Genomic DNA, 20,689 nt, shown 5'->3' on the forward strand with positions numbered 1-20,689 from the left:
AGACTATGCTTTCCTTAGTAACATAAAATCACAGCATAAATAAAAGAGAGCCTATGATTTTGTCTCTTCCGTTACAGAAGATTTATCCTCTTGAGATTTTTCTGCACTTATATTAGACGTTTTATCTACTGATGCTTTCTCTTTCGCCGCTTCATCTTTCTGATCTGATGAAATTGCATTCATCGAATGCCCTTCAATTGCTGGAGGCGTATATCCTAATAAAGGTAAACATTTCTTCTGCTCACCTTCCTCAGGACGATTACGTGCGTAATCAATTTGTATTAAATTATGCCTAACAATTGGATATTCAGATATCAACCGCTTGAAGACATCCACAGGCATTGTCAACAAATAGCCAAAACGTAAAGAGCGATAAATAGAGGCAGTTCTTCTTTTCCCAGCAATCAACTCATTTGCACCAAGAACATCACCCGTGCCATACGTATAAGATTTATCTTCAATATGCGTCTCAAACAACCCATTACTAATAAAGAAAACATTTCTTATTCTTTCTCCACGAGAGTAAATTTTCTCCCCCGGAAACACGAAGAAAATCGACATAGATAAACTAATATCATACAAGACCGCTTGAGGAATACCACGTAAACAAGGAAGTTCTTGTACGCGCTGTTCAATCCCACTTTTTAAATTAAATTTTAAACGGCGATTATAACGTGAAAAACGTCTTTCGATTGTTTTTTCTAGTTCTTGATGCAACTCGTCACTAATCAAAGATTCTGTTAACAAGCCATCATATTCTTCACTTTCCAATCGCAAAGAAACCATTTTCAAAAAACGTGCTTCTAAAGCTTCTATGTAACCTTGGTAATGCATACGCATTGTTTCCAAAGCGTCATCTAACATACGATTTTGACGATCGAGAACCTCAGAAACAATCTCTGCAACACGAGGACCAAGCGTTGGTTCAATTCTACGCTTTAAAAAGCGAGTTAATGAAATCGAAACAAATCGTGAGACTAACAAGATTTCAAAACGTTCCATCATTGCATACATTAATGGTCGATCGATATGGAATGTACGATGAATACGTTGAGAAATACGGAAAATCAAAGGTGGATGCAACCGTCTGTGCATTGCTTTAACATAACCATAACGACCATCTTGCCATGCCCCATCAACCGCAGCTTCGGCAGAACGTAACAATGTTTCCATTACTCGCCTTGGAAGCCCTTGCATTCTAAATAAATCAAGTAAAATAGAACGTTCTTGTGCTGCAATCGTAATCAAGGCCAATGTAATTTGTTGACGATTACCAAGAGCAGTATCAAACGTATTCGCTTCTTGTTCCTCCTCAATTCTACGATCTAAATCCTCAATAACGTACCCAGTTGTTTGATTATTGAAACCAAACTCATTCGCAGTACGTCTCGTTTTGTCTCGAACATTGCTAAGACCAATACCAATAATTTGGTGTCGAACTGCTTGATCAATAGGCGTTAATTCATTTAGCCGAAAATAAACAACTACAGCACGTAATGTTGTGCCATTAACTAATAGAGTAATTAAAACAAACCCTGTTGCAATAATCCCAACAAAATGAGAGATTGGCGTTGAAACAAGCTCATTTTCAGTCACCGCCAAAGCCAAAGCCAAGGTAATCGCCCCACGCAATCCCCCCCACACCATTGTGGCCTTAAAAGGTGTTGGAATAGGCGGAGAAATTTTAGTCGCAGCTAGGATAGGAAGCATTCCGAAAACAACAATTGCACGCGCAATTAAACCTGCAATCGTTGCAATTAAAATGAGAACACAGTCCCATCGGGTCATACCAATTAATAAACGAGGCACTAACATAGAAGCCAATACGAACAACAAAGAGCCAGCCCAAAATACAATTTGTTGCCATATTTCGTTTAAAAAACGCCAAGTTTGTGGGCGGAACGTTGATGGACCATAAGCAGAAAGTGTCAAACCTGCTGCTGCTGCTGCCACAACACCAGAGAAACCAATAATTTCATCGCAAACAATATAAGAAATATAAGGCAATGCAACGGTCAGTGTAATTTCTGCAGCGCGTCCAGAGCTCGACCCTAATGCAACAATCATCCATAAAGAAAGTCGTGCAAAAATATAACCAACAACAACAGCACCTGCAAATGATATTAAAATACTCGCTGCAGAGCCTAAGAAATGCACTTCCTTATGCGCGATAATCGCTGCAATTAATGTGGAGAAAATAGAAATAGCCGCAGCATCATTTAATAGTGATTCCCCTTCGACCAACCGTGTTAATCGTGTTGCAGCACCAATTTCTCGGAAAATACCCGCAACCGCTGACGGATCAGTCGTGGCAACAATAGAGCCAACTAATAAGCAAACAATCAAAGGCATTCCAGAGAACGGATATAAAGCCAATCCAATCGTTGCTGTCGACAAGACAACTGCAACAATAGCCAGCAACAGAACCGTCCCCATTTCATGAGCCAGTCGCCTGACATCAATCGCCAGTCCGGCCTGAAAAACCAAGATCGGTAAGAATATTAAAAGGAAACCTTCACTATTTAACGGAAAATCCAAGAGGACTTCAGCTGCTGTATCAAAGATAAATATATGAGAACTATGCAGCACGAGGTCTGCAAGCCCCCCTAAAATAATTCCAACAATCGCTAATAAAACTGTTTCTGACAACTCTATGCGTTTAGCCAAAGGCTGAACGGCACTAACGATAACTAAAAGAATGGCTGTTGCTAATAAAACAGTGGCCAGACCGGTAACTGGCATATTGGTCTCTCTCTCCGTTTAAAATTATTTCAATATATTATTTGTGTTCTATAAAACGCATTATAAACAGAGAAATCAATAAATGATCCATGCATTCACATTATTATGATCTTAAATATATTCCATAATAAGATTATTTGCCTCGTTTAAAATACTTTATTTCCTTATTAATAGCATATTTTGGCAACAATAAGAACGATAAATTTCATTATAATAGATTATTAGAAATATAAACACACAAAAATAAAAGGAGGTATTATCAATACCCCCTACAAGTCGTCTTTTAAATTGTCAAATATAATTAAGCTATTTTTTTCATTGCAGCTGTATCAATCTGAAATCCAATTGCTTTAGCATACTCTTTTGGAACCACTTGCCAGAAATGTTGCAATGTATTTTGCCACTCATGTAACAAAGATGTTGCATAACGACTGTCTGTTTCTTTAACATGCTGCTCAACAAGATGGCGCAATGTTTCCTCCCATTGAGGATCAACAACACGTTGCCATATTAATGTATCAGAGTTTACTCGTTTCTCAAACTCTTGATGTGGATCATACACAAACACCATACCACCCGTGAAACCAGCACCAAAGTTAGCTCCCATTTCACCCAAGATCACCACCGTTCCACCTGTCATATATTCACATCCGTTGGCACCACACCCCTCAACAACAGCAGTTGCACCAGAATTACGAACAGCAAAGCGTTCACCAGCAATCCCTGCTGCATATAAACGTCCAGAGGTTGCACCATATAGAACAGTATTCCCAATAATCATATTATGATTAGAAACCAATCGTGTTTCAGGAACTGGACGAACAACAATCGTTGCCCCTGATAGACCTTTACCAACATAGTCATTCGCATCACCAAAGACTTCTAGCTTTAACCCCTGAACTGCAAAAGCTCCCAGAGACTGACCAGCTGAACCACTTAAACGAACCGTTAAATGATCTGGTGCCAACCCTTTCATTCCAAAACGGCGCGTAATTTTAGAAGAAATCTTTGTTCCAATCGCACGATATGTATTTTCAACATTATAGCGTAACTGCATTTTCTCGCCATGCTCAAACAGAGGTTGAGCATCAACAATCATTTGTGCATCTAATGTTTCAGGAACCTCGTTACGTCCTTCACGAGTACAGTATCTTGCATAAGGGCCAGCATCAACACGAGCCAACAAAGAGTTTAAATCAAGATCATCAAGATAAGAAGCACCACGTAAAACTTGTCTTAACAAATCAGTGCGCCCAATAATTTCTTTTAATGAAGCGAAACCAAGAGAGGCAAGAATATTACGAACATCTTCTGCAATAAAGGAGAACAAGTTAATAACACGATCTGCACCATCTTGAACAAATTTCTTACGTAATTCCTCATCTTGAGTACAAACACCCACAGGGCAAGTATTTGAATGGCATTGACGCACCATAATACAACCCATCGCAATTAAGCTTAACGTTCCAATACCGAATTCTTCAGCACCCAACATCGCTGCAATCACAACGTCACGACCTGTTTTAATCCCACCATCAACACGCAACGTAATCCGATGACGTAAACGGTTTAACATTAACACTTGATGTGCCTCTGCCAAGCCCATTTCCCAAGGAATACCACCATATTTAATGGATGTTTGTGCTGATGCACCTGTTCCACCATTATGACCAGAAATCAAAATTGTATCTGCTTTTGCTTTTGCAACACCCGCAGCAATCGTTCCAATTCCTGAAGAAGCCACCAACTTAACAGCAACCGTCGCATCAGGATTAATTTGTTTCAAATCATAAATAAGCTGAGCTAAATCCTCAATAGAATAAATATCATGATGTGGTGGTGGAGAAATTAAGGTAACTCCAGGCACAGCATGACGTAATTTACCAATTAGCTCAGTAACTTTAAACCCTGGAAGCTGTCCACCCTCACCTGGTTTTGCCCCTTGAGCAACTTTAATCTCAATTTCACGACAGTTATTCAAATATTCAGCAGTAACCCCAAAACGTCCAGAGGCAACTTGTTTAATCGCAGATGATGCATTATCCCCATTAGGACGAGGTTTATAACGACTTGCATCTTCTCCACCCTCACCAGAGTCAGAGCGTGCACCAATACGGTTCATTGCGATTGCTAAGGTTTCATGAGCCTCTGGGCTTAACGCCCCTAATGAAATACCAGGAGAAATTAAACGACGTCTTAATTGAGTAATATTTTCAACAGATTCAACAGGAATAGGTTTATTAGAAGATTGGAAGTCTAATAAATCACGCAACGCCATTGGAGGCTGTTTTTTTATTTCTTCTAAATATTGTTGATATAAAGGCCAACTATCTTTTTCAACAGCTTGTTGAATAAGCTTAATTACATCGCCATTTAACGCGTGTTTTTCACCTTGTTTACGCCATTTATATAATCCACCAATTGGAAGCATCGTCACACTTGGATCCCATGCTTTTTCATGGAATGTACTGACATTATGCGCAATCCCTGACAAACCAATCCCTGAGATACGAGAAGACATTCCCGGGAAAAATTCTGCAACCAATGCACGAGATAAGCCGATTGCTTCAAAATTATACCCACCACGATAGGAAGCAACCACAGAGATCCCCATCTTTGCCATAATTTTAAGCAAGCCCTTATTTACGGCTTTACAATAATGTTGCATTGCTTCACGCAAAGAAATATCGCCAAATAATCCACGTTTATGACGATCTGCAATGCACTCTTGAGCTAAATAAGCATTGACTGTCGTTGCACCCACACCAATCAAAACAGCAATGGAGTGCACGTCTAATGTATCAGCAGAACGAACATTAAGTGAGGTAAAGGTTCTAAGCGATTGGCTAACCAAATGCGTATGCACCGCAGCCGTTGCCAAAATCATTGGAATATGTGCAAGTTCTTTAGTTTGTTTTTCATCCGTTAAAAAGACATGGGTACACCCTGCTCTAACAGCTTCTTCTGCTTCCAAGCAAATACGACCAATCGCCTGGCGTAGGCCCTTCTCCCCTTCTGCAACATAAAAGTTACAGTCAATGATTACACCTGTTTTACCACAATATTCTTGTAACGCACTAAACTCACTATTGGTTAAAACAGGGCTAGAAAGTTGTAACATTTGGCACTGTTCAGAGGTCTCATCCAGAACATTTCCTAAATTCCCTAAGCGAGTACTTAATGTCATCACTTGTGTTTCACGCAAGCTATCAATAGGAGGATTAGTCACTTGGCTAAAACGTTGGCGGAAATAATGAGATAATCCACGATAGCGTTCACTTAATACTGCTAAAGGCGTATCATCACCCATAGAACCAATAGCTTCTGCAGAAGTTTCAACCATAGGTTGTAATATCGTTTCAAGATCTTCTAAACTAATCCCAACCGCTAACTGTCTTCTTCTCAACTCTTCTTCTGGGAAAACACTAATTTCATTTTCATAATCACGAACAATCGACGTAATTTGTTTAGTGTTCTTAATCCAATCACTATAGTCATGGCGTTTAACCAATAGATCTGTAATTTCATGAGGTTTATATAATTTGCAAGTCTGCATATCAAACCCAATGGTTTGACCAGGCCCTAAACGTCCTTTTTCTAAAATCTCAGGTTCTGGAACACGTACCATTCCTGTTTCAGATCCTAAAATCATCAAATTATTTGTTGTGATTGTATAACGCAAAGGACGCAATCCATTACGATCCAACCCTGCAATGACCCAATTTCCATCTGTTCCGCATAATGCTGCAGGCCCATCCCAAGGCTCCATCACAGCATTCGCATAACCATACATATCTTTTACTTCTTGAGTAAGATCATTTTGCATCCCCATCGCTGGTGGGATCATCAATGATTTTACTGTCGGCGCATCACGCCCTGCAAAAGTCAACAATTCAAAAACATTATCCAAAGCCGCAGTATCAGAACCATTAAACTGAATAACTGGTTTTAAATCAGTCATATAAGCATCAAGATCAGGATGAGACAAACGTGTCTCATGGCTTTTCATCCAATTAATATTTCCTGAAAGGGTATTAATTTCACCATTATGTGCAATTTTTCTGAATGGTTGCGCCAATTTCCATGTTGGAAATGTATTGGTAGAATAACGTTGGTGATAAATCGCAAAACGGCTAACAAAACGCTCATCTAGTAAATCAGGATAGAAATCAGCAACATTTTCTGCCAAGAACATCCCTTTATAAATCACAGAGCGACAAGATAAAGAACAGATATATAAATCTACTTGACTTTCTGTTGCACGTTTTTCGATTTTTCGACGGATAACATAAAGATTTCGTTCAAATTCTTCTTCAGAATGATTATGTGTATTGCTGATTAAAATCTGTTCGATTTCTGGACGCGTTGCGTTCGCTTTTTCACCAATACAATCGGTATTAATTGGCACTTGACGCCAACCATAAATCGAATAACCAAAAGCAATAATTTCTGTTTCTACAATTTGACGACAACGTTCTTGACTTGCCAAATCATTCTTTGGCAAGAACACCATCCCAACAGCCAACCCACCTTCTTTGGCATGATGATGACCACTACGAATAGACTTTAAAAAGAAATCTTGAGAAATTTCAACATGGATCCCTGCGCCATCTCCAGTCTTACCATCGGCATCAACAGCACCTCTATGCCACAAAGCTTTTAAGGCCGTTAATCCAGCCTCGACAACATCACGACGTTTTTTACCATCCAGCGCAACGACAAATCCCACACCACAAGCATCATGCTCTTGATCCTGAGAATATACACCTACACTCTCAAGGATTGCTTCGTTTCTTTTTCTATCTTCAATAAAATTAGTATCACTCATCTTTTTATCCGCCTACAGATGATAAAAACCTTGCCATTTCATGGACTGGCTTTTGTTAACTGAATATTTCTTTAATCTTAATTTGTGTGGAACAAAATTATTGTTCTTTTAACCATTTCGCAATTTGTAAGGCTGCATCTTGACCATCACGCACCGCCCAAACAACCAAGCTCGCACCGCGCACAATATCACCACCAGCAAAAACGCCTTCTATGGATGTCATAAATTTCTGCTTATCAACATTGACGGTTCCATATTTAGATGCTTCTAAATTCGCGTCATTCCATAATTCTGGCAAAGGTTCTGGGTCAAACCCTAATGCTTTAATCACCATGTCTGCTGGTAACGTAAAGTGACTATCTTCAATAATTCGAACTGTTTGACGGCCACCTGCATCGGGTAGCCCCAACTCTGTTCTTAAAGCACGAATAGATTCAACACGTTCGCTGCCAATAAATGCTTCTGGAGCTGCTTGCCAAATAAACTCTACACCTTCTTCCTCTGCGTTTTTCACTTCACGCATAGATCCAGGCATATTTGCTTTGTCACGACGATATAGACATTTAACAGACTTCGCACCCTGACGTATGGCTGTGCGCAAACAATCCATCGCTGTATCACCACCGCCCACAACAATCACATCTTTTCCCTTGGCATCCATATCAGATGAAAGCGTTTTGTCTGTTTGTTGAGATACCATCAAATAATCCAATGCCTGCACAACACCGTTTAACTGACTACCTAATAACTTAACTTCTTTTTTCTGATACACACCCGTTGCAATAAAAACAGCATCATGTTTTGCACGTAAATCAGCAAAAGAAAGCGTTCCTTCACCTGTTTTATCTGCAATATTCACATTGAAGTGAAACGTTACACCAGACTCTTCTAGCCATTTTTGACGTCTTGCAACAACTTCTTTTTCAAGTTTAAAGGTTGGAATACCATAGGTCAGCAAACCACCTGCGCGGTCATAACGATCATAAATATGAACTTTATAGCCTTTTTGACGCAACACAACAGCAGCAGCCATTCCACATGGCCCTGCACCAACAATCCCAACAGATTGGGCCTGCTCTTGAGAAGGAACAACAGGTTTAATTAACCCATTTTGAAAAGCATGATCGGTAATATATGCTTCAACAGCGCCAATTGTTACACTTTTAAATCCAGGCTCAATTACACAGCTACCTTCACATAAGCGATCTTGTGGGCAAATACGTCCACAAATTTCTGGAAAACTGTTGGTTTCAGAGGAAAGCGCATATGCTTCATCAAGACGATTTTCTGTGGTCAGTTTCAACCAATCAGGAATATAGTTTGATAAAGGACATTTTGTAGAACAAAAAGGCACACCACATTGTGAACAACGGCTGGCTTGTGTTTTTGCTTGTTCGTCTGAAAAGCGACGATATGTTTCCAAGAAATCGGCTTTACGTATTTCCGCTGGACGTTTTTCAGGTTGTTGTTGATCAAGAGAAACAAATTTTAACATGACATTAGGCATAATATTACCATCGCTTTTACGATTACAGAATCAATTACACCTAATGTTTATGCTATTCCTTATTTCAATAAAAGACAGTAATACTGACCTATTGTTAAAATAATTTAAATTTGATCGATTTTATAGTATTTTATTGCTCAATTCGGTGTTGGAGTTTCTTTAACTCTGTAAAATCGTTAACCGAACGATAACAATATAAGTAAATTGGTGCGATCATCTCTAATGTTTTAGGAACAATCCCTAATGCCATTAAACCGTTCTCTTTTTGGCTTAATACAGAATCATATTCCATCATATTTAATAATGCTGGCGTCATTAATGCACCAGGCATAAACTGCAAAGAAAAAGCTGCCAAACGAATAAGAGCTGGACTTAATCCACTAATATCATTATTCGTTCTCAACCACTCTACCAACCAAGTCATTAACTCTCTATTGGTATACGCTTCTTGACCAGCCAATTCATATATTTTCCCTGCTGTTTCTGGTTGTTGCACAACTTTCATGACAGCATCAGCAACATCCCCCACATAAACAGGTTGTAATTTTGTATTCACGTTATAAACAGGCATAATTGGGAAATAACTCGCAATCATCCCTAATTTATTTAAGAACTGATCTTCAGGCCCAAAAACAATACTTGTACGCAAAATCACAGCAGATGAAAAAGCTTCTAAAACTGCATCCTCACCTTTTTTCTTACTTACCAAGTAAGCAGAACGACTGTTTAATTCAGCACCTAATGCAGAAAAGTGAATAAGTTTTTTCACCCCTGCTGCTGCACTAATCCGTGCAATATTTTGAGCAGCTTTTACATTATATATATCTAACTTTGTTTTGTTTTTACCAAAAGAAAGCTCTGATAAATTAACAACAACTTCCGCACCTTCAATGGCACGGATAACCGTATGTTCCTGAGTAACAGAACAATAAAGTGGAGAAATATGTCCAACATTTCCAAAAGGCCTAAGCGTATTCACCAATGCTGGTTGAGGAACAGCCACACGAACAACGTATCCTGCTTTGACTAGTCGTTCAACAACATAGCCCTCTACAAATTTATTATTACCAATAACCGTTGCTACTTTACGTGTATCACTCACTTAGACACTCCTTAAAACAAATATCAAAATACTTTGACTCTTATTTTATCTTTTATACTTCACATATATATTGATCAAGGTAGAATTCTACAAGAAACAGATCATTATTCATTCTATGAATACTAAATTCATATAAAAAAAGCTTTATCTAATAGAAAAGTATAAACAATACCAATAATCAAAAATAATTGACCGATCCCTACAACTTATATAAAACACAGCTTGCAAGCCCCAATGGCGGAATGGTAGACGCGCAGGTTTCAGGTACCTGTGACCGCAAGGTCGTGGAAGTTCAACTCTTCTTTGGGGCACCAAATATCACATAAAATCAATTGATTACTCTATATTTTGGTGTAATTTGGAGTAAAACTTATTATAAACTAAAAATACTAACTTCTTTCCTTGCCCGAACATTTATTTCAGAATACGATTAACGTTAAGTTATTTAATTAATCCAGTATTCAACTAGGAATAATATGATGTGGCAATGGATTGTATATGAACTGAAGCAATCTCCTGAAATTCTTCTCTTCCTTTCTCTTAGTCTTGGTTACCTAATTGGTGGCTTTCGTTTTGGAAAGTTTCAGCTGGGTGGCGTTGCGGGATCGCTCCTTGTAGCTGTTGCGCTAAGTGTCTTTGGTGTGACTATTAATGACGGAGTTAAAGCCGTTATCTTTGCACTATTTATCTACGCTGTTGGTTTTGATAGTGGCCCACAATTCTTTCGATCTTTGGGGGGTAAAACTTTACGAGAAATACTGCTAGCAACCTTTGTTGCTCTCATTAGTTTAGCTACAGTAATAGTCTTCGCAAAAATCTTTCATTTAGATAAAGGGATCGCCGCTGGATTAGCGGCTGGAGGATTAACTCAATCTGCCATTATGGGAACCGCATCAGATTCCTTAAATCAGCTAGGCTTATCAACGGATGAACTACATAAAATGCAAGCGAACATTGCGATTGGCTATGCGGTTACTTATGTGATTGGTTCAATCGGGGCAATTATTGCTTGTGTGAATATTTTACCTAAAATTATGGGGCGAGATATTCATGATGATGCCATTAAAGCCCAAGCTGAAAAATTTAATGGTGCCATGCTCCTCATGAACGATCAGCATATGGCTTTATCAGACATTATTGGTAGACTATATGTTTTACAAAAGCTGTTAACAAAACCATCTGTGAAATTGAACAAGAAATTAATGGCATTACCATTGAACGCATCAAAAGAAATGGTAAGATCATAGAAGTTACGCAAGAAACAACTCTTAAAAAAGACGACGTTGTTTTAATTGTTGGGCATCGTAATGCGATTGTTGCGATTGATAACGATTATATCAAAGAAATAGATTCAGCATCTGGCATGGATATCGTTATGAATACCAAAGATGTTGTCATGCGTAATACAGAATATGCTGGGAAAACTTTAGATCAAACGATCTCTTGTGAAAACGTTTTAAGATTAAGACATGGTGTATATCTAGTTTCCATTAACCGCGAAGGCGATCCCCTTCCCATTAATAAAGATACTACATTACAATTAGGCGATATTATTACGGTTTATGGAGCTGAAAGCGATCTAAATCGTGTAATTAGCAAAATTGGTGCACCTATCAATAAAAGTGAAAAAACCGATTGGATTTTCCATGGTTTTGGCCTGGTAGTCGGTCTTGTCATTGGATTAATCGTTGTTCGTATTGGCAGCGTTCCTATTACCTTAGGCGCTGGCGGTGGTGCTCTTCTTTCTGGGTTAATCTTTGGCTGGATACGCTCTCGTCATCAAACCATTGGGAATATCCCTGTTGGTGCTTCTCAATTATTACAAGATTTTGGATTAGCAGGTTTTGTCGCAATTATTGGGCTAGAGTCTGGAATGCAAGCAATCTCTACCATTTGTGAACAAGGATTATCCTTATTACTTATTGGTCTGGTCATTACCTTCCTCCCAATGATTTTAGCGATCTTCTTTGGTAAATATGTACTTGGTTATAAAAATGCTGCTGTATTTGCTGGTGCGTTATCTGGCGCACGCAGTGCAAACCCTGCATTTGGTGAAGTCTTAAATAAAGCTGGAAACGCCATCCCAACAAACTCTTTTGCCGTAACCTATGCGCTTGCTAATGTTTTCCTGACACTCTTAGGCCCATTAATTATTGCCTTTGTATAAGTAAAGATTCAATAAATTTAGAAAGATATTCATAATGACAACGAAGAATAATAATTATTCAGAATACACGAATTTAAGTCCTTTCGAATTAAAAGACACCCTTATTCAACTGGCTCAAAGTCACTCTGAACGCATGATGTTAAATGCCTGGCGTGGTAACCCTAATTTTCTTGCAACGCTCCCTCGACATGCCTTTTTCCAACTTGGGTTATTTGCCACTCAAGAGGCAGAAATGTCTTTCTCTTTCCTTAGCGAAGGGATTGGTGGTTTTCCAATCCACCATAACTTAACACAACGTTTTGAAGATTTTATCCGTCGTAATTATACGACCCCGGGAGTATCCTTCTTGGGTAAAATGTTCTCCTATGTCAGAGATCAACTCGGATTAGATGGGAATATTTTCTTACAAGAAATTATCGAGGGAATTCTTGGCTGTAATTACCCTGTGCCAGATAGAATGCTGAACGTCAGCGAAGAAATTGTAAAAGAATATATTTTACAACAAATGGGCACTCAAGCCATGGATCGCGATGATATTGATTTATTCGCCGTTGAAGGTGGCACTGCGGCAATGGCTTATATTTTCAACTCCTTAAAAGAAAATGGCTTGATTAAAAAAGGCGATAAAATCGCAATTGGCGCACCAACCTTTACCCCTTATCTTGAGATCCCTGAGCTGGACGATTATCAACTTGTTGAAGTCTTGATTAATGCAGATAAATCATTAAGGTGGCAATATCCAGAAAGCGAACTGCGTAAGTTAGAAGATCCTAGTATTAAAGCTTTTTTTGTTGTTAATCCTTCCAACCCACCTTCTGTAAAAATTGATGATAAAAGCTTAGAAATTATCACAAGTATCGTTAAAAAACGTCCTGATTTAATTGTTTTAACAGATGATGTTTACGGAACTTTTGCTGATAACTTCCGTTCACTCTTTACCATTTGCCCTCAAAATACGATTTTAGTTTATTCATTTTCAAAATATTTTGGTGCAACAGGTTGGCGTCTTGGCGTCATTGCAACTTCACGCAATACAATCGTAGATAAACTAATTGCAGAACTCCCAGAACAAACAAAAAAATCGCTCAATAAACGCTATGAGTCCATTACAACAGATCCTCAACATCTTAAATTCATCGATCGTTTAGTCGCGGATAGTCGTGCTGTTGCTCTGAACCATACCGCAGGATTATCAACACCTCAACAAATTCAAATGGTTATTTTTGCTTTATCAGAAATGATGGATACAGATCAAAAATATAAAACTGCATTAAAAACCTTAATTCGTCGTCGTAATGCATCGCTTTATCGTCATTTAGGAATTAAATATCCATCTGATGAAAATAGCGTTGAATATTATACGCTTATTGACCTAGAGCATATTTGTCGAGAGTTATATAATGATGAATTTGCACAATGGATTTTAAAAACAAAGCAACCAACAGAAATGTTATTTAGAATAGCTGATGAAGCTGGTGTGGTATTACTTCCTGGAAAAGGATTTGCCGTACAGCATCCATCTGCCAGAGTGTCTTTAGCAAATTTAAATGAATATCAATATGCTGCCATTGGCTCTTCAATTCATAAACTCGTTGAAGAATATTACGCTGAATTTAAAAAACAAAAATAAGCATTAAGCGATATAACTCCCCTTTTCTTTGATATTAGAAATATAGGAGTTATATCAACCAATGTATTTTATATAATCATTTAAATAAAAGTTATAAATTAATGAATATATAAAATATATACTTAAAAAAATCCTTGCCAACCCTTGATGTTCCCTATAAATATCAATGTATAAACCTAGTATTTTTCTATAAAAATCAAAGATACATATCTAAATCAATATGATATAAAACAATACGCACTGACTGATGGTAACTCATGAAATTTAGTTCTTTATATGCGTTTCTTGTTTTATGCTGCATATGCAGCCCTTTATTTCCCAGCATTGCTCAATCTCAAGTCGTTGCTGATACGCCAATATGGCGGTCTTCCATCAATACTCAATCACGCCAGATTATTATTAGCGGTCAAGAAGACAATTTCACTCTGTCACTTTGTATTTTATCTGAAAAACCTTCTTTATTGCGAATTTCATTTGTTCCAAATAATAAAATAAAGAATATAACATTTGTTAACTTCACAATAGGCAAGCAGATTTTTACGCTAACTAAACAGCTAAATCAAAATAATGTTATAGAATTTGAAGTCACTTTATCAACCTCACAATTAAAAACTTTTATTCACGATTTTACCTCAACAGAAAAAGCAACCATTACAATTGATCACAAAGAAATCCCTATTTCTTTAATTGGCACCTCTTCTCTTGTTGCAACCTTATTAGAACGTTTAAATACACATCCTATCCCTAAACTCGCACCTCCTTTTGGAAAAACAAGCTCAGAAAATTTACCTTCCTTATCCAATACAAACAATAAGACAACGTCTTATAGTCAACTTTTATACGGTATGGGAGGAATATTCTTCTTACTATTATTCGGTCGCCCACTATTTAAGTTATTAAGCCGTATTCATAGATATAGAAAAAAAAGTTATGGTGTAAAAAAAGCTTATAAAATCGCAAGTAATGAAATCGAACAACATGCAAAGACACTATATATTAAGCGAGATCAATTGCTATACAAAGATGACTATGGAAGCTTAGTCCAAGAAAAATGGATACAAGAAGCCAATCGTTTTCTTCGAACAAAAATCAAACCTCTTTTATCTGAAAATCAGGTCTTAGATTACTATCCGCTTATTCAAAACAAGATTTTAAAAAAAGTTTTGTATATAGCAAAGTATCCTCCGAATAAACAAAGAGCATTTTTTACAAACAGAAAAAAAACTAAACTAAAATACTCTCCCACAATGCCTCCTCTTGAATATGAAGAATATTGTGCAGAGTTACTGAGACAAGCTGGCTGGAATGCTGATGTCACCACAGCCAGTGGTGATCAAGGCGCAGATATTATTGCTTCTAAAAAAAAAATAATGTTAATTATACAATGTAAATTATACAGCAAACCAGTCAGCAATAAAGCCGTACAAGAAGTCAATGCTGCCAAATTTTTTTATCATGCACATTATGCAGCTGTTGTTTCAAATGCTAATTATACAACGTCAGCACGACAACTAGCGAGCTCTACAAAAGTAACGTTATTACATCACGAAAATTTACAAAAATTTGCTAATACTTTAGTTTAAATACATAATAAATTAATAAAAAATAGAAAAAACTATTTTTCCTCTTGCCTCTTACGAAAAAATTGCTATTGTGCTTTTTATTAAGGCAATCTTATGGAGAGATGGCCGAGCGGCTTAAGGCGCACGCTTGGAAAGCGTGTGTGCGTTAATAGCGTACCATGGGTTCGAATCCCATTCTCTCCGCCATTTATACATATCATATGTTGCCAGATAATGACATACCCCTTATTTAAAGCCAAAAACTAAATTGTACACCCCCTTAATCTTGCCATATCCTGACAAACTACGACAAAAAAAACGGGCATAAAACAGGGCATGATATTTTTAAATACGGGCATCACTATAATATCCTCAGAATCCATAATTACTTATAATCAATTCCTGACTTTGCTTTGTTGTCTTTGCATTGCAAGAATATTTTATTTGAACGGTTTCAAAATGAAACCCCTTGAATAATGCTCTTATTTCTGGTACGTCGTTTATAGACAAGATAAAATACCCCTTAAGATTTTTCAGTAAGCTTGCCAGTTTTTGAAAATCATCTTTAGTAAAGAAATCTTTATAATATGTTTCTGTTCCGTAATACGGTGGGTCAAGATAAAACAATGTATCTGGTTTATCTTGTCGATCAAGAAACTCCTCATAAGGTAAACACTCAATAAACACACCAGACAACCGTTGATGCAAAAGCTTTATTTTCTTGTGTAATATATTTTTATTAAAACTACTCCTACTTATATCTAAACCTTTCGGCATATCGTTTATGCGGGATTTGATTGATTTTTTCGATTATTTTCTTCGATAGTTTCCGTTTACCACCTATGTAAGCAGCAATTAGATCAATTGGTTGGATCATTTCCAACGTAAGTCTCCTTAATTTAATTAAATAGATTATTATGAATATAAAAAAAGCAGCTCATGGCTGCATTTAAAACTGAACAGATTGAAATCTACAGAGATCCAAAACTGTTACATCAAGCCGCAATCGCTTGCTGGAAACGGTCTTTATTCGCCGTTGGATCAGCTTTTCCAAGTGATGTATTGTAATACTTCTTGTGATAATTTGATAATGCCTGAGCATCTGTAGCCTCTGGTATTGCAGCAGGAACACGTAAATAATGCACTCGACACATCGCAGCAGCAAAGAATACATTCCCCGTCATAACGCTCGGCAAAGGAATACCATTTGCGTCCGTTTTCCAATCGCCAGCCAAATGCTTCAAATAGGTTGCTAAGGTCGCACGTTTGGAAGCACTAAGAAAGTTCTTCCAAATATCATTATAAGTTGCAGGCTCCATCTGCATCGCACCCACAGCAGGGCCTTTGCCAAGTTGTTTTAGGTAAGTTTCTCCACCAGCATACCCCTCTGCTAAGAATGTGCCTGTGATAAGATTAATCGCCCTTGCACCACCTAACCCGATATAATTCAAAGCTGGTGTAACAATATGTTCCTTCAAGTGAGGGATATAAATCCCACCCGTTACTTTAGCCATATTCAATTTCCTATGTTGATTTTTAATAATAATTTTGAGAATGTATTTTATTAAGTAGTTAGTTTTTACCGCCTCCGGTAAAAACCTATTTCCTGACGTTAGGAAAAACTAATTTTCCCAGTATCGGGAAAGATAATGGTTTTTTCGGGCTCCCGAAAAAACCTCAAAAAACATCGTTGAACTGCTATTTATTTTGGGTATTATAGTTTGACCAATTTATGTATATGGCGAAAATGGTTGGAATATAAATTTGCCTAACAATCACAAACCGATATATTATTATATACGCAACAAATATCTTTAATTTTTTGAGGTTTATAATGTCAGCAACAGATTATATTTCGCTACCGATAAATTGTATTATCCTTGACTATGCGAACCCTCGTTTCAAAACAAGATATCAATTCGACCAAAATACACCTCAAAAAACCTTAGCACAAGCAACCATCAAACAAGACCCAAATGCTTTTCTGGAACTTTTAAAAGATATCAAAGACCGTAAGAGTCTGTTACAAGCACAACCTTTATGCGTTTTACCAATGCCATCTAATTCACAACAATATCTAGCATTGGATGGAAATAGACGTATTACCAGCCTTAAACTTATATCCTCACTCTTAAACAAAGATATTATCTGTAAAAATAACGCGTTAATTACATTTGACACTAACTTTTTAAATAAACTCGAAACTTTTTTAAATAATATTACCACGCAGGAAATAACAAACATAAAATCTTTGCAAATTGATTGTTATCTTTTTAAGACCAGAGAAGAAGCCGAACCTACTTTATTAGCAAGACATGGAGGTCAATCAGGTGGGGCAGGACAACAAACATGGAAACCAATTGATAATCAATTGTATCAAGGGGATGCAACGTTGATTGATGTTATCTCATTTGTTGAACGAAATTCAACCTTTCCAGATAATGAATGGTTAAAGATTAAAGACTATCTATGGGAACAAGGTGCATCTACGCTGGAGTATATTATAGGCAATAAATTTTTCAGAGATACATTCCAAATTTCTTCTAAGCAAATTGATTCAACTACTCACCCTACATTTCAAAAAAATCCAGAAATATTAATCAATATGCTTAGTGCAATAGTCAAAGATATTAAAAACGCTAAAATCAACACCCGTTTGATTAATACAGCAGCTAAGCAAGAGGTTTATATAAAATCACTATTATCTAATAATCAAATATCTAATAATCAAAATAGCAGTAGTTTAAAGAGCCCCGAACTTTTTTATAATTACACACTACAAAATACAACTGAACATCCAAGAATAAATCAAAAACCTATCTTACATAGCAGACCACAAGATAGTAAAATTAATACACTCACTCCATCACCTACAGTAAGCAATATTTCTATTCAAAAAACAGTACCAACCCCTTTAACCTCAACACCGACCCAAAAAGTTGCCATTTCAACACCCAAATCACCCAACCAAATCAAAAAATTACATTTTAATAGCGATATTGAAAAACAACTTAAACGATTAAAAAATGAGAAACTTATACACTTATACTTTTCCTTAACAAAAACAAAAATCAATACTAATAATCATGATTATACACCCTTATTAACAGTAGGTTTATGGGCTTTTCTTGAAACATTAACTGCATGTCAAAAGCGAAAAGAAACAACAAGCTTCCCTGATTTTCTTAGTAAAGACAAGTTAACCAAGTTTGGGTTTGAAAAAGAAAAAAGTAAAGAGTATGTAGAAAAATTCCAAACAATATCAAAACATGGTAATGCAACTAAACATAGTGCTAACAACGCGTATTATAACACTGCCCAACTTAATAATGACCTAACTTGTATCGAACCTGTGATTATAAAATGTATCGAAGAAGCTATTCAAAAAAAATCTACTGGCCAATAAAAATAAAACAGTGTATAAAGCAAGACATCATTATTATATATAATTACAAGTTTACCTAATGAGAGATTTTTTTTCCCCACTAAGATATCCTGGAGGCAAAGCATGTTTATATAATATGTTAGTACCTATCTTACATCATAATAAGTTAAATGCACACTATGCAGAACCTTATGCAGGAGGATGTGGACTAGCTCTATCTTTACTTATAAAGAAAAACATTTCTCATGCTCATATCAATGATTTAGATATTACCATATGGGCTTTTTGGCACTGCATCCTTAATGAAACAGAAGAATTTATACAAAAAATTATCGACACACCCATAACCCTTGAGCAATGGTATATTCAACGAGCAATCCATAAACAACAAGATGTTAATAATTTAATAAATCTAGGATTTTCAACTTTCTTCTTAAACAGAACCAATCGTTCTGGAATTATCAAATGGGCTGGACCAATAGGAGGGTTAAAACAAGAAGGTAAATATAAGTTAGATTGTAGATTTAATAAAGAACCTTTGATTAAACGTATAAAAACCATTCATTCTTTTAAAAATCAAATCACCTTAACTAATATGGATGCTATAGACTTTATACATCATTGCAACAAATCCTTACCATCTCATAGCCTTCTATTTATTGATCCACCTTATTATAATAAGGGTGCAGAACTATATACTAATTTTTACAAAAAAATAGATCATCAAAACCTTTCTAAAGTCATCCAAAATACTAGCTGCCCATGGATAATTACTTATGATAACACTAATGAAATAGAAATTTTATATAATAAAAATAAACAATTCCATTTTAATATTAACTACTCATTACAAACAAAAAAGAAAGCTAATGAACTGTTAATTATTTCAAATAAAATAAAACTTCCTTCTATTCTAAATAAATATTTCATCTCCCTCTCCACACCCTAATCAATGCACAAATGGCACGAATGACAAAAGATGTAGGGATACAAACGGCAATAACTGGGATTACCCAAGGATCGTATAGCCTGATCCACTCGATATTGCTTTCCCACCACCAACGCAGGATTTCAAAGAGGTTCATTACATTTTTCCAATCCTGTTAGGATTCTGGATAAGGCATATAGATTAATACTGGAAAACACCCCCCATGCGACAAGGCTGAAATGCCATTGGCCAAACAGAAAGATATTTAAAAATCCCCAGATTAATAGACTAGAGGCAAAAAAAGCTGCGATGCCCCTACCCCACATACTTTCGGTAAACAACATGCAAAACTGAAATAACCCAATGCCAATAAACAATAACTCCCAAATATCCACGGGAAAAAATGTTAGAAATCCATCGACTAAAGATCGATGTAGGATCTCACTATTCGGCATTAAAAGCGCATAAACTCCAACCGCTATCAAAAAGACTGATCCCCACCATTCCGCATACCAATGATCTCGTTGACGTAAGATATTAAGACGTTTTATCGGCATTACTTCCCTCCTTGGCATTGTCTGCCTTTTTGAACGAGGCAAGCAAATGAAGAACCTGCCATAATCTATGCCATTTACTACTTTGCTCTGGCTCTTTCCAAAAACGAATAATAAATGTGCAAACCGTCACCACAACCGTCACAATTGAAATAATATTCGCTGCAATATCCCCTGGTATCATGCCAAGGCAATACTGAAACATCTGCATTAATAAATCAGTGTTATCCATTACTTTTCCCATAAAAAAGGCATAAAAAAAGACGCTTAATGCGCCCCGTTTC

Annotated in this window: 14 protein-coding genes and 2 tRNA genes; 8 read left to right on the top strand and 8 right to left on the bottom strand. The window is 36.7% G+C overall.

Translation table 11 applies throughout. The annotated features are described in order from the left end of the window. Positions 1–51 precede the first annotated feature (51 nt). From CIN_RS04700 to CIN_RS04715, 4 genes are all read right to left on the bottom strand, one after another. Positions 52–2,742 carry a cation:proton antiporter gene (locus CIN_RS04700; RefSeq protein WP_008853915.1) on the bottom strand — a complete coding sequence of 897 codons (2,691 nt, stop codon included), beginning with the start codon at positions 2,740–2,742 and terminating at the stop codon, positions 52–54. Positions 2,743–3,043: 301 nt separating this feature from the next. Then, positions 3,044–7,570 (bottom strand): glutamate synthase large subunit, encoded by a 4,527-nt coding sequence (gltB, locus tag CIN_RS04705; protein ID WP_008853916.1) that lies wholly within the window; start codon positions 7,568–7,570, stop codon positions 3,044–3,046. Between the two features lie 97 nt (positions 7,571–7,667). Continuing rightward, positions 7,668–9,077, bottom strand: a complete 1,410-nt coding sequence (locus tag CIN_RS04710) for an NAD(P)-dependent oxidoreductase (RefSeq protein ID WP_008853917.1) — start codon at positions 9,075–9,077, stop codon at positions 7,668–7,670. 130 nt (positions 9,078–9,207) lie between these two features. Beyond that, positions 9,208–10,179 carry a complex I NDUFA9 subunit family protein gene (locus tag CIN_RS04715; RefSeq protein ID WP_008853918.1) on the bottom strand — a complete coding sequence of 324 codons (972 nt, stop codon included), beginning with the start codon at positions 10,177–10,179 and terminating at the stop codon, positions 9,208–9,210. Between the two features lie 228 nt (positions 10,180–10,407). Between CIN_RS04715 and CIN_RS04720 the strand changes: the two genes are divergently transcribed. The 6 genes from CIN_RS04720 to CIN_RS04740 all read left to right on the top strand — a co-directional run bounded on the left by CIN_RS04720 (position 10,408) and on the right by CIN_RS04740 (position 15,745). Next, positions 10,408–10,493, top strand: a tRNA-Leu gene (locus CIN_RS04720). 162 nt (positions 10,494–10,655) lie between these two features. Next, positions 10,656–11,426: an aspartate-alanine antiporter-like transporter gene (locus CIN_RS12065; RefSeq protein ID WP_245527811.1), complete on the top strand. Its 771-nt coding sequence runs from the start codon at positions 10,656–10,658 to the stop codon at positions 11,424–11,426. Next, entirely contained in the window at positions 11,393–12,346 is a 954-nt protein-coding gene (locus CIN_RS12070) for an aspartate-alanine antiporter-like transporter (RefSeq protein WP_245527822.1), read from the top strand. The genes CIN_RS12065 and CIN_RS12070 overlap by 34 nt, the downstream gene beginning before the upstream one ends. Positions 12,347–12,380: 34 nt before the next feature. After that, positions 12,381–13,976: a bifunctional aspartate transaminase/aspartate 4-decarboxylase gene (locus CIN_RS04730; protein ID WP_040363791.1), complete on the top strand. Its 1,596-nt coding sequence runs from the start codon at positions 12,381–12,383 to the stop codon at positions 13,974–13,976. A 257-nt stretch (positions 13,977–14,233) separates the two neighbouring features. Beyond that, the gene (locus CIN_RS11360) at positions 14,234–15,559 is read left to right on the top strand and encodes a restriction endonuclease (protein WP_008853922.1); all 1,326 of its coding nucleotides are present in this window, start codon (positions 14,234–14,236) and stop codon (positions 15,557–15,559) included. A 95-nt stretch (positions 15,560–15,654) separates the two neighbouring features. After that, positions 15,655–15,745, top strand: a tRNA-Ser gene (locus CIN_RS04740). A 165-nt stretch (positions 15,746–15,910) separates the two neighbouring features. Here the strand turns inward: CIN_RS04740 and CIN_RS04745 are convergent. Both CIN_RS04745 and CIN_RS04750 read right to left on the bottom strand, forming a co-directional pair. Beyond that, the gene (locus CIN_RS04745; RefSeq protein ID WP_050798338.1) at positions 15,911–16,315 is read right to left on the bottom strand and encodes a DNA adenine methylase; all 405 of its coding nucleotides are present in this window, start codon (positions 16,313–16,315) and stop codon (positions 15,911–15,913) included. Positions 16,316–16,533: 218 nt separating this feature from the next. Next, positions 16,534–17,052 (bottom strand): hypothetical protein, encoded by a 519-nt coding sequence (locus CIN_RS04750; RefSeq protein ID WP_008853923.1) that lies wholly within the window; start codon positions 17,050–17,052, stop codon positions 16,534–16,536. A 320-nt stretch (positions 17,053–17,372) separates the two neighbouring features. Here CIN_RS04750 and CIN_RS04755 point away from each other — a divergent pair, with 320 nt between their 5' ends. Together CIN_RS04755 and CIN_RS04760 are read left to right on the top strand one after the other, a co-directional pair. Next, complete coding sequence (locus CIN_RS04755; protein ID WP_008853924.1) at positions 17,373–18,944, top strand: hypothetical protein; 1,572 nt, start codon at positions 17,373–17,375, stop codon at positions 18,942–18,944. A 58-nt stretch (positions 18,945–19,002) separates the two neighbouring features. Continuing rightward, positions 19,003–19,872, top strand: a complete 870-nt coding sequence (locus tag CIN_RS04760) for a DNA adenine methylase (protein ID WP_008853925.1) — start codon at positions 19,003–19,005, stop codon at positions 19,870–19,872. A gap of 122 nt (positions 19,873–19,994) precedes the next feature. Here CIN_RS04760 and CIN_RS04765 read toward each other — a convergent pair whose 3' ends face one another. Next, entirely contained in the window at positions 19,995–20,408 is a 414-nt protein-coding gene (locus CIN_RS04765; protein WP_040363792.1) for a hypothetical protein, read from the bottom strand. Further along, the coding region (locus CIN_RS04770; RefSeq protein WP_245527812.1) for a hypothetical protein at positions 20,389–20,689 on the bottom strand (301 nt) is incomplete at its 5' end. The genes CIN_RS04765 and CIN_RS04770, both read right to left, overlap by 20 nt.

This window comes from Commensalibacter intestini A911 (genome assembly GCF_000231445.1).
Lineage (GTDB): Bacteria > Pseudomonadota > Alphaproteobacteria > Acetobacterales > Acetobacteraceae > Commensalibacter > Commensalibacter intestini.

Coding starts and splice junctions, on each gene's coding strand:
- CIN_RS04700 (WP_008853915.1), bottom strand. CDS start 2,742: ATGCCAGTTACCGGTCTGGCCACTGTTTTATTAGCAACAGCCATTCTT.
- gltB (WP_008853916.1), bottom strand. CDS start 7,570: ATGAGTGATACTAATTTTATTGAAGATAGAAAAAGAAACGAAGCAATC.
- CIN_RS04710 (WP_008853917.1), bottom strand. CDS start 9,077: ATGCCTAATGTCATGTTAAAATTTGTTTCTCTTGATCAACAACAACCT.
- CIN_RS12065 (WP_245527811.1), top strand. CDS start 10,656: ATGATGTGGCAATGGATTGTATATGAACTGAAGCAATCTCCTGAAATT.
- CIN_RS04730 (WP_040363791.1), top strand. CDS start 12,381: ATGACAACGAAGAATAATAATTATTCAGAATACACGAATTTAAGTCCT.
- CIN_RS11360 (WP_008853922.1), top strand. CDS start 14,234: ATGAAATTTAGTTCTTTATATGCGTTTCTTGTTTTATGCTGCATATGC.
- CIN_RS04745 (WP_050798338.1), bottom strand. CDS start 16,315: ATGCCGAAAGGTTTAGATATAAGTAGGAGTAGTTTTAATAAAAATATA.
- CIN_RS04750 (WP_008853923.1), bottom strand. CDS start 17,052: ATGGCTAAAGTAACGGGTGGGATTTATATCCCTCACTTGAAGGAACAT.
- CIN_RS04755 (WP_008853924.1), top strand. CDS start 17,373: ATGTCAGCAACAGATTATATTTCGCTACCGATAAATTGTATTATCCTT.
- CIN_RS04760 (WP_008853925.1), top strand. CDS start 19,003: ATGAGAGATTTTTTTTCCCCACTAAGATATCCTGGAGGCAAAGCATGT.
- CIN_RS04765 (WP_040363792.1), bottom strand. CDS start 20,408: ATGCCGATAAAACGTCTTAATATCTTACGTCAACGAGATCATTGGTAT.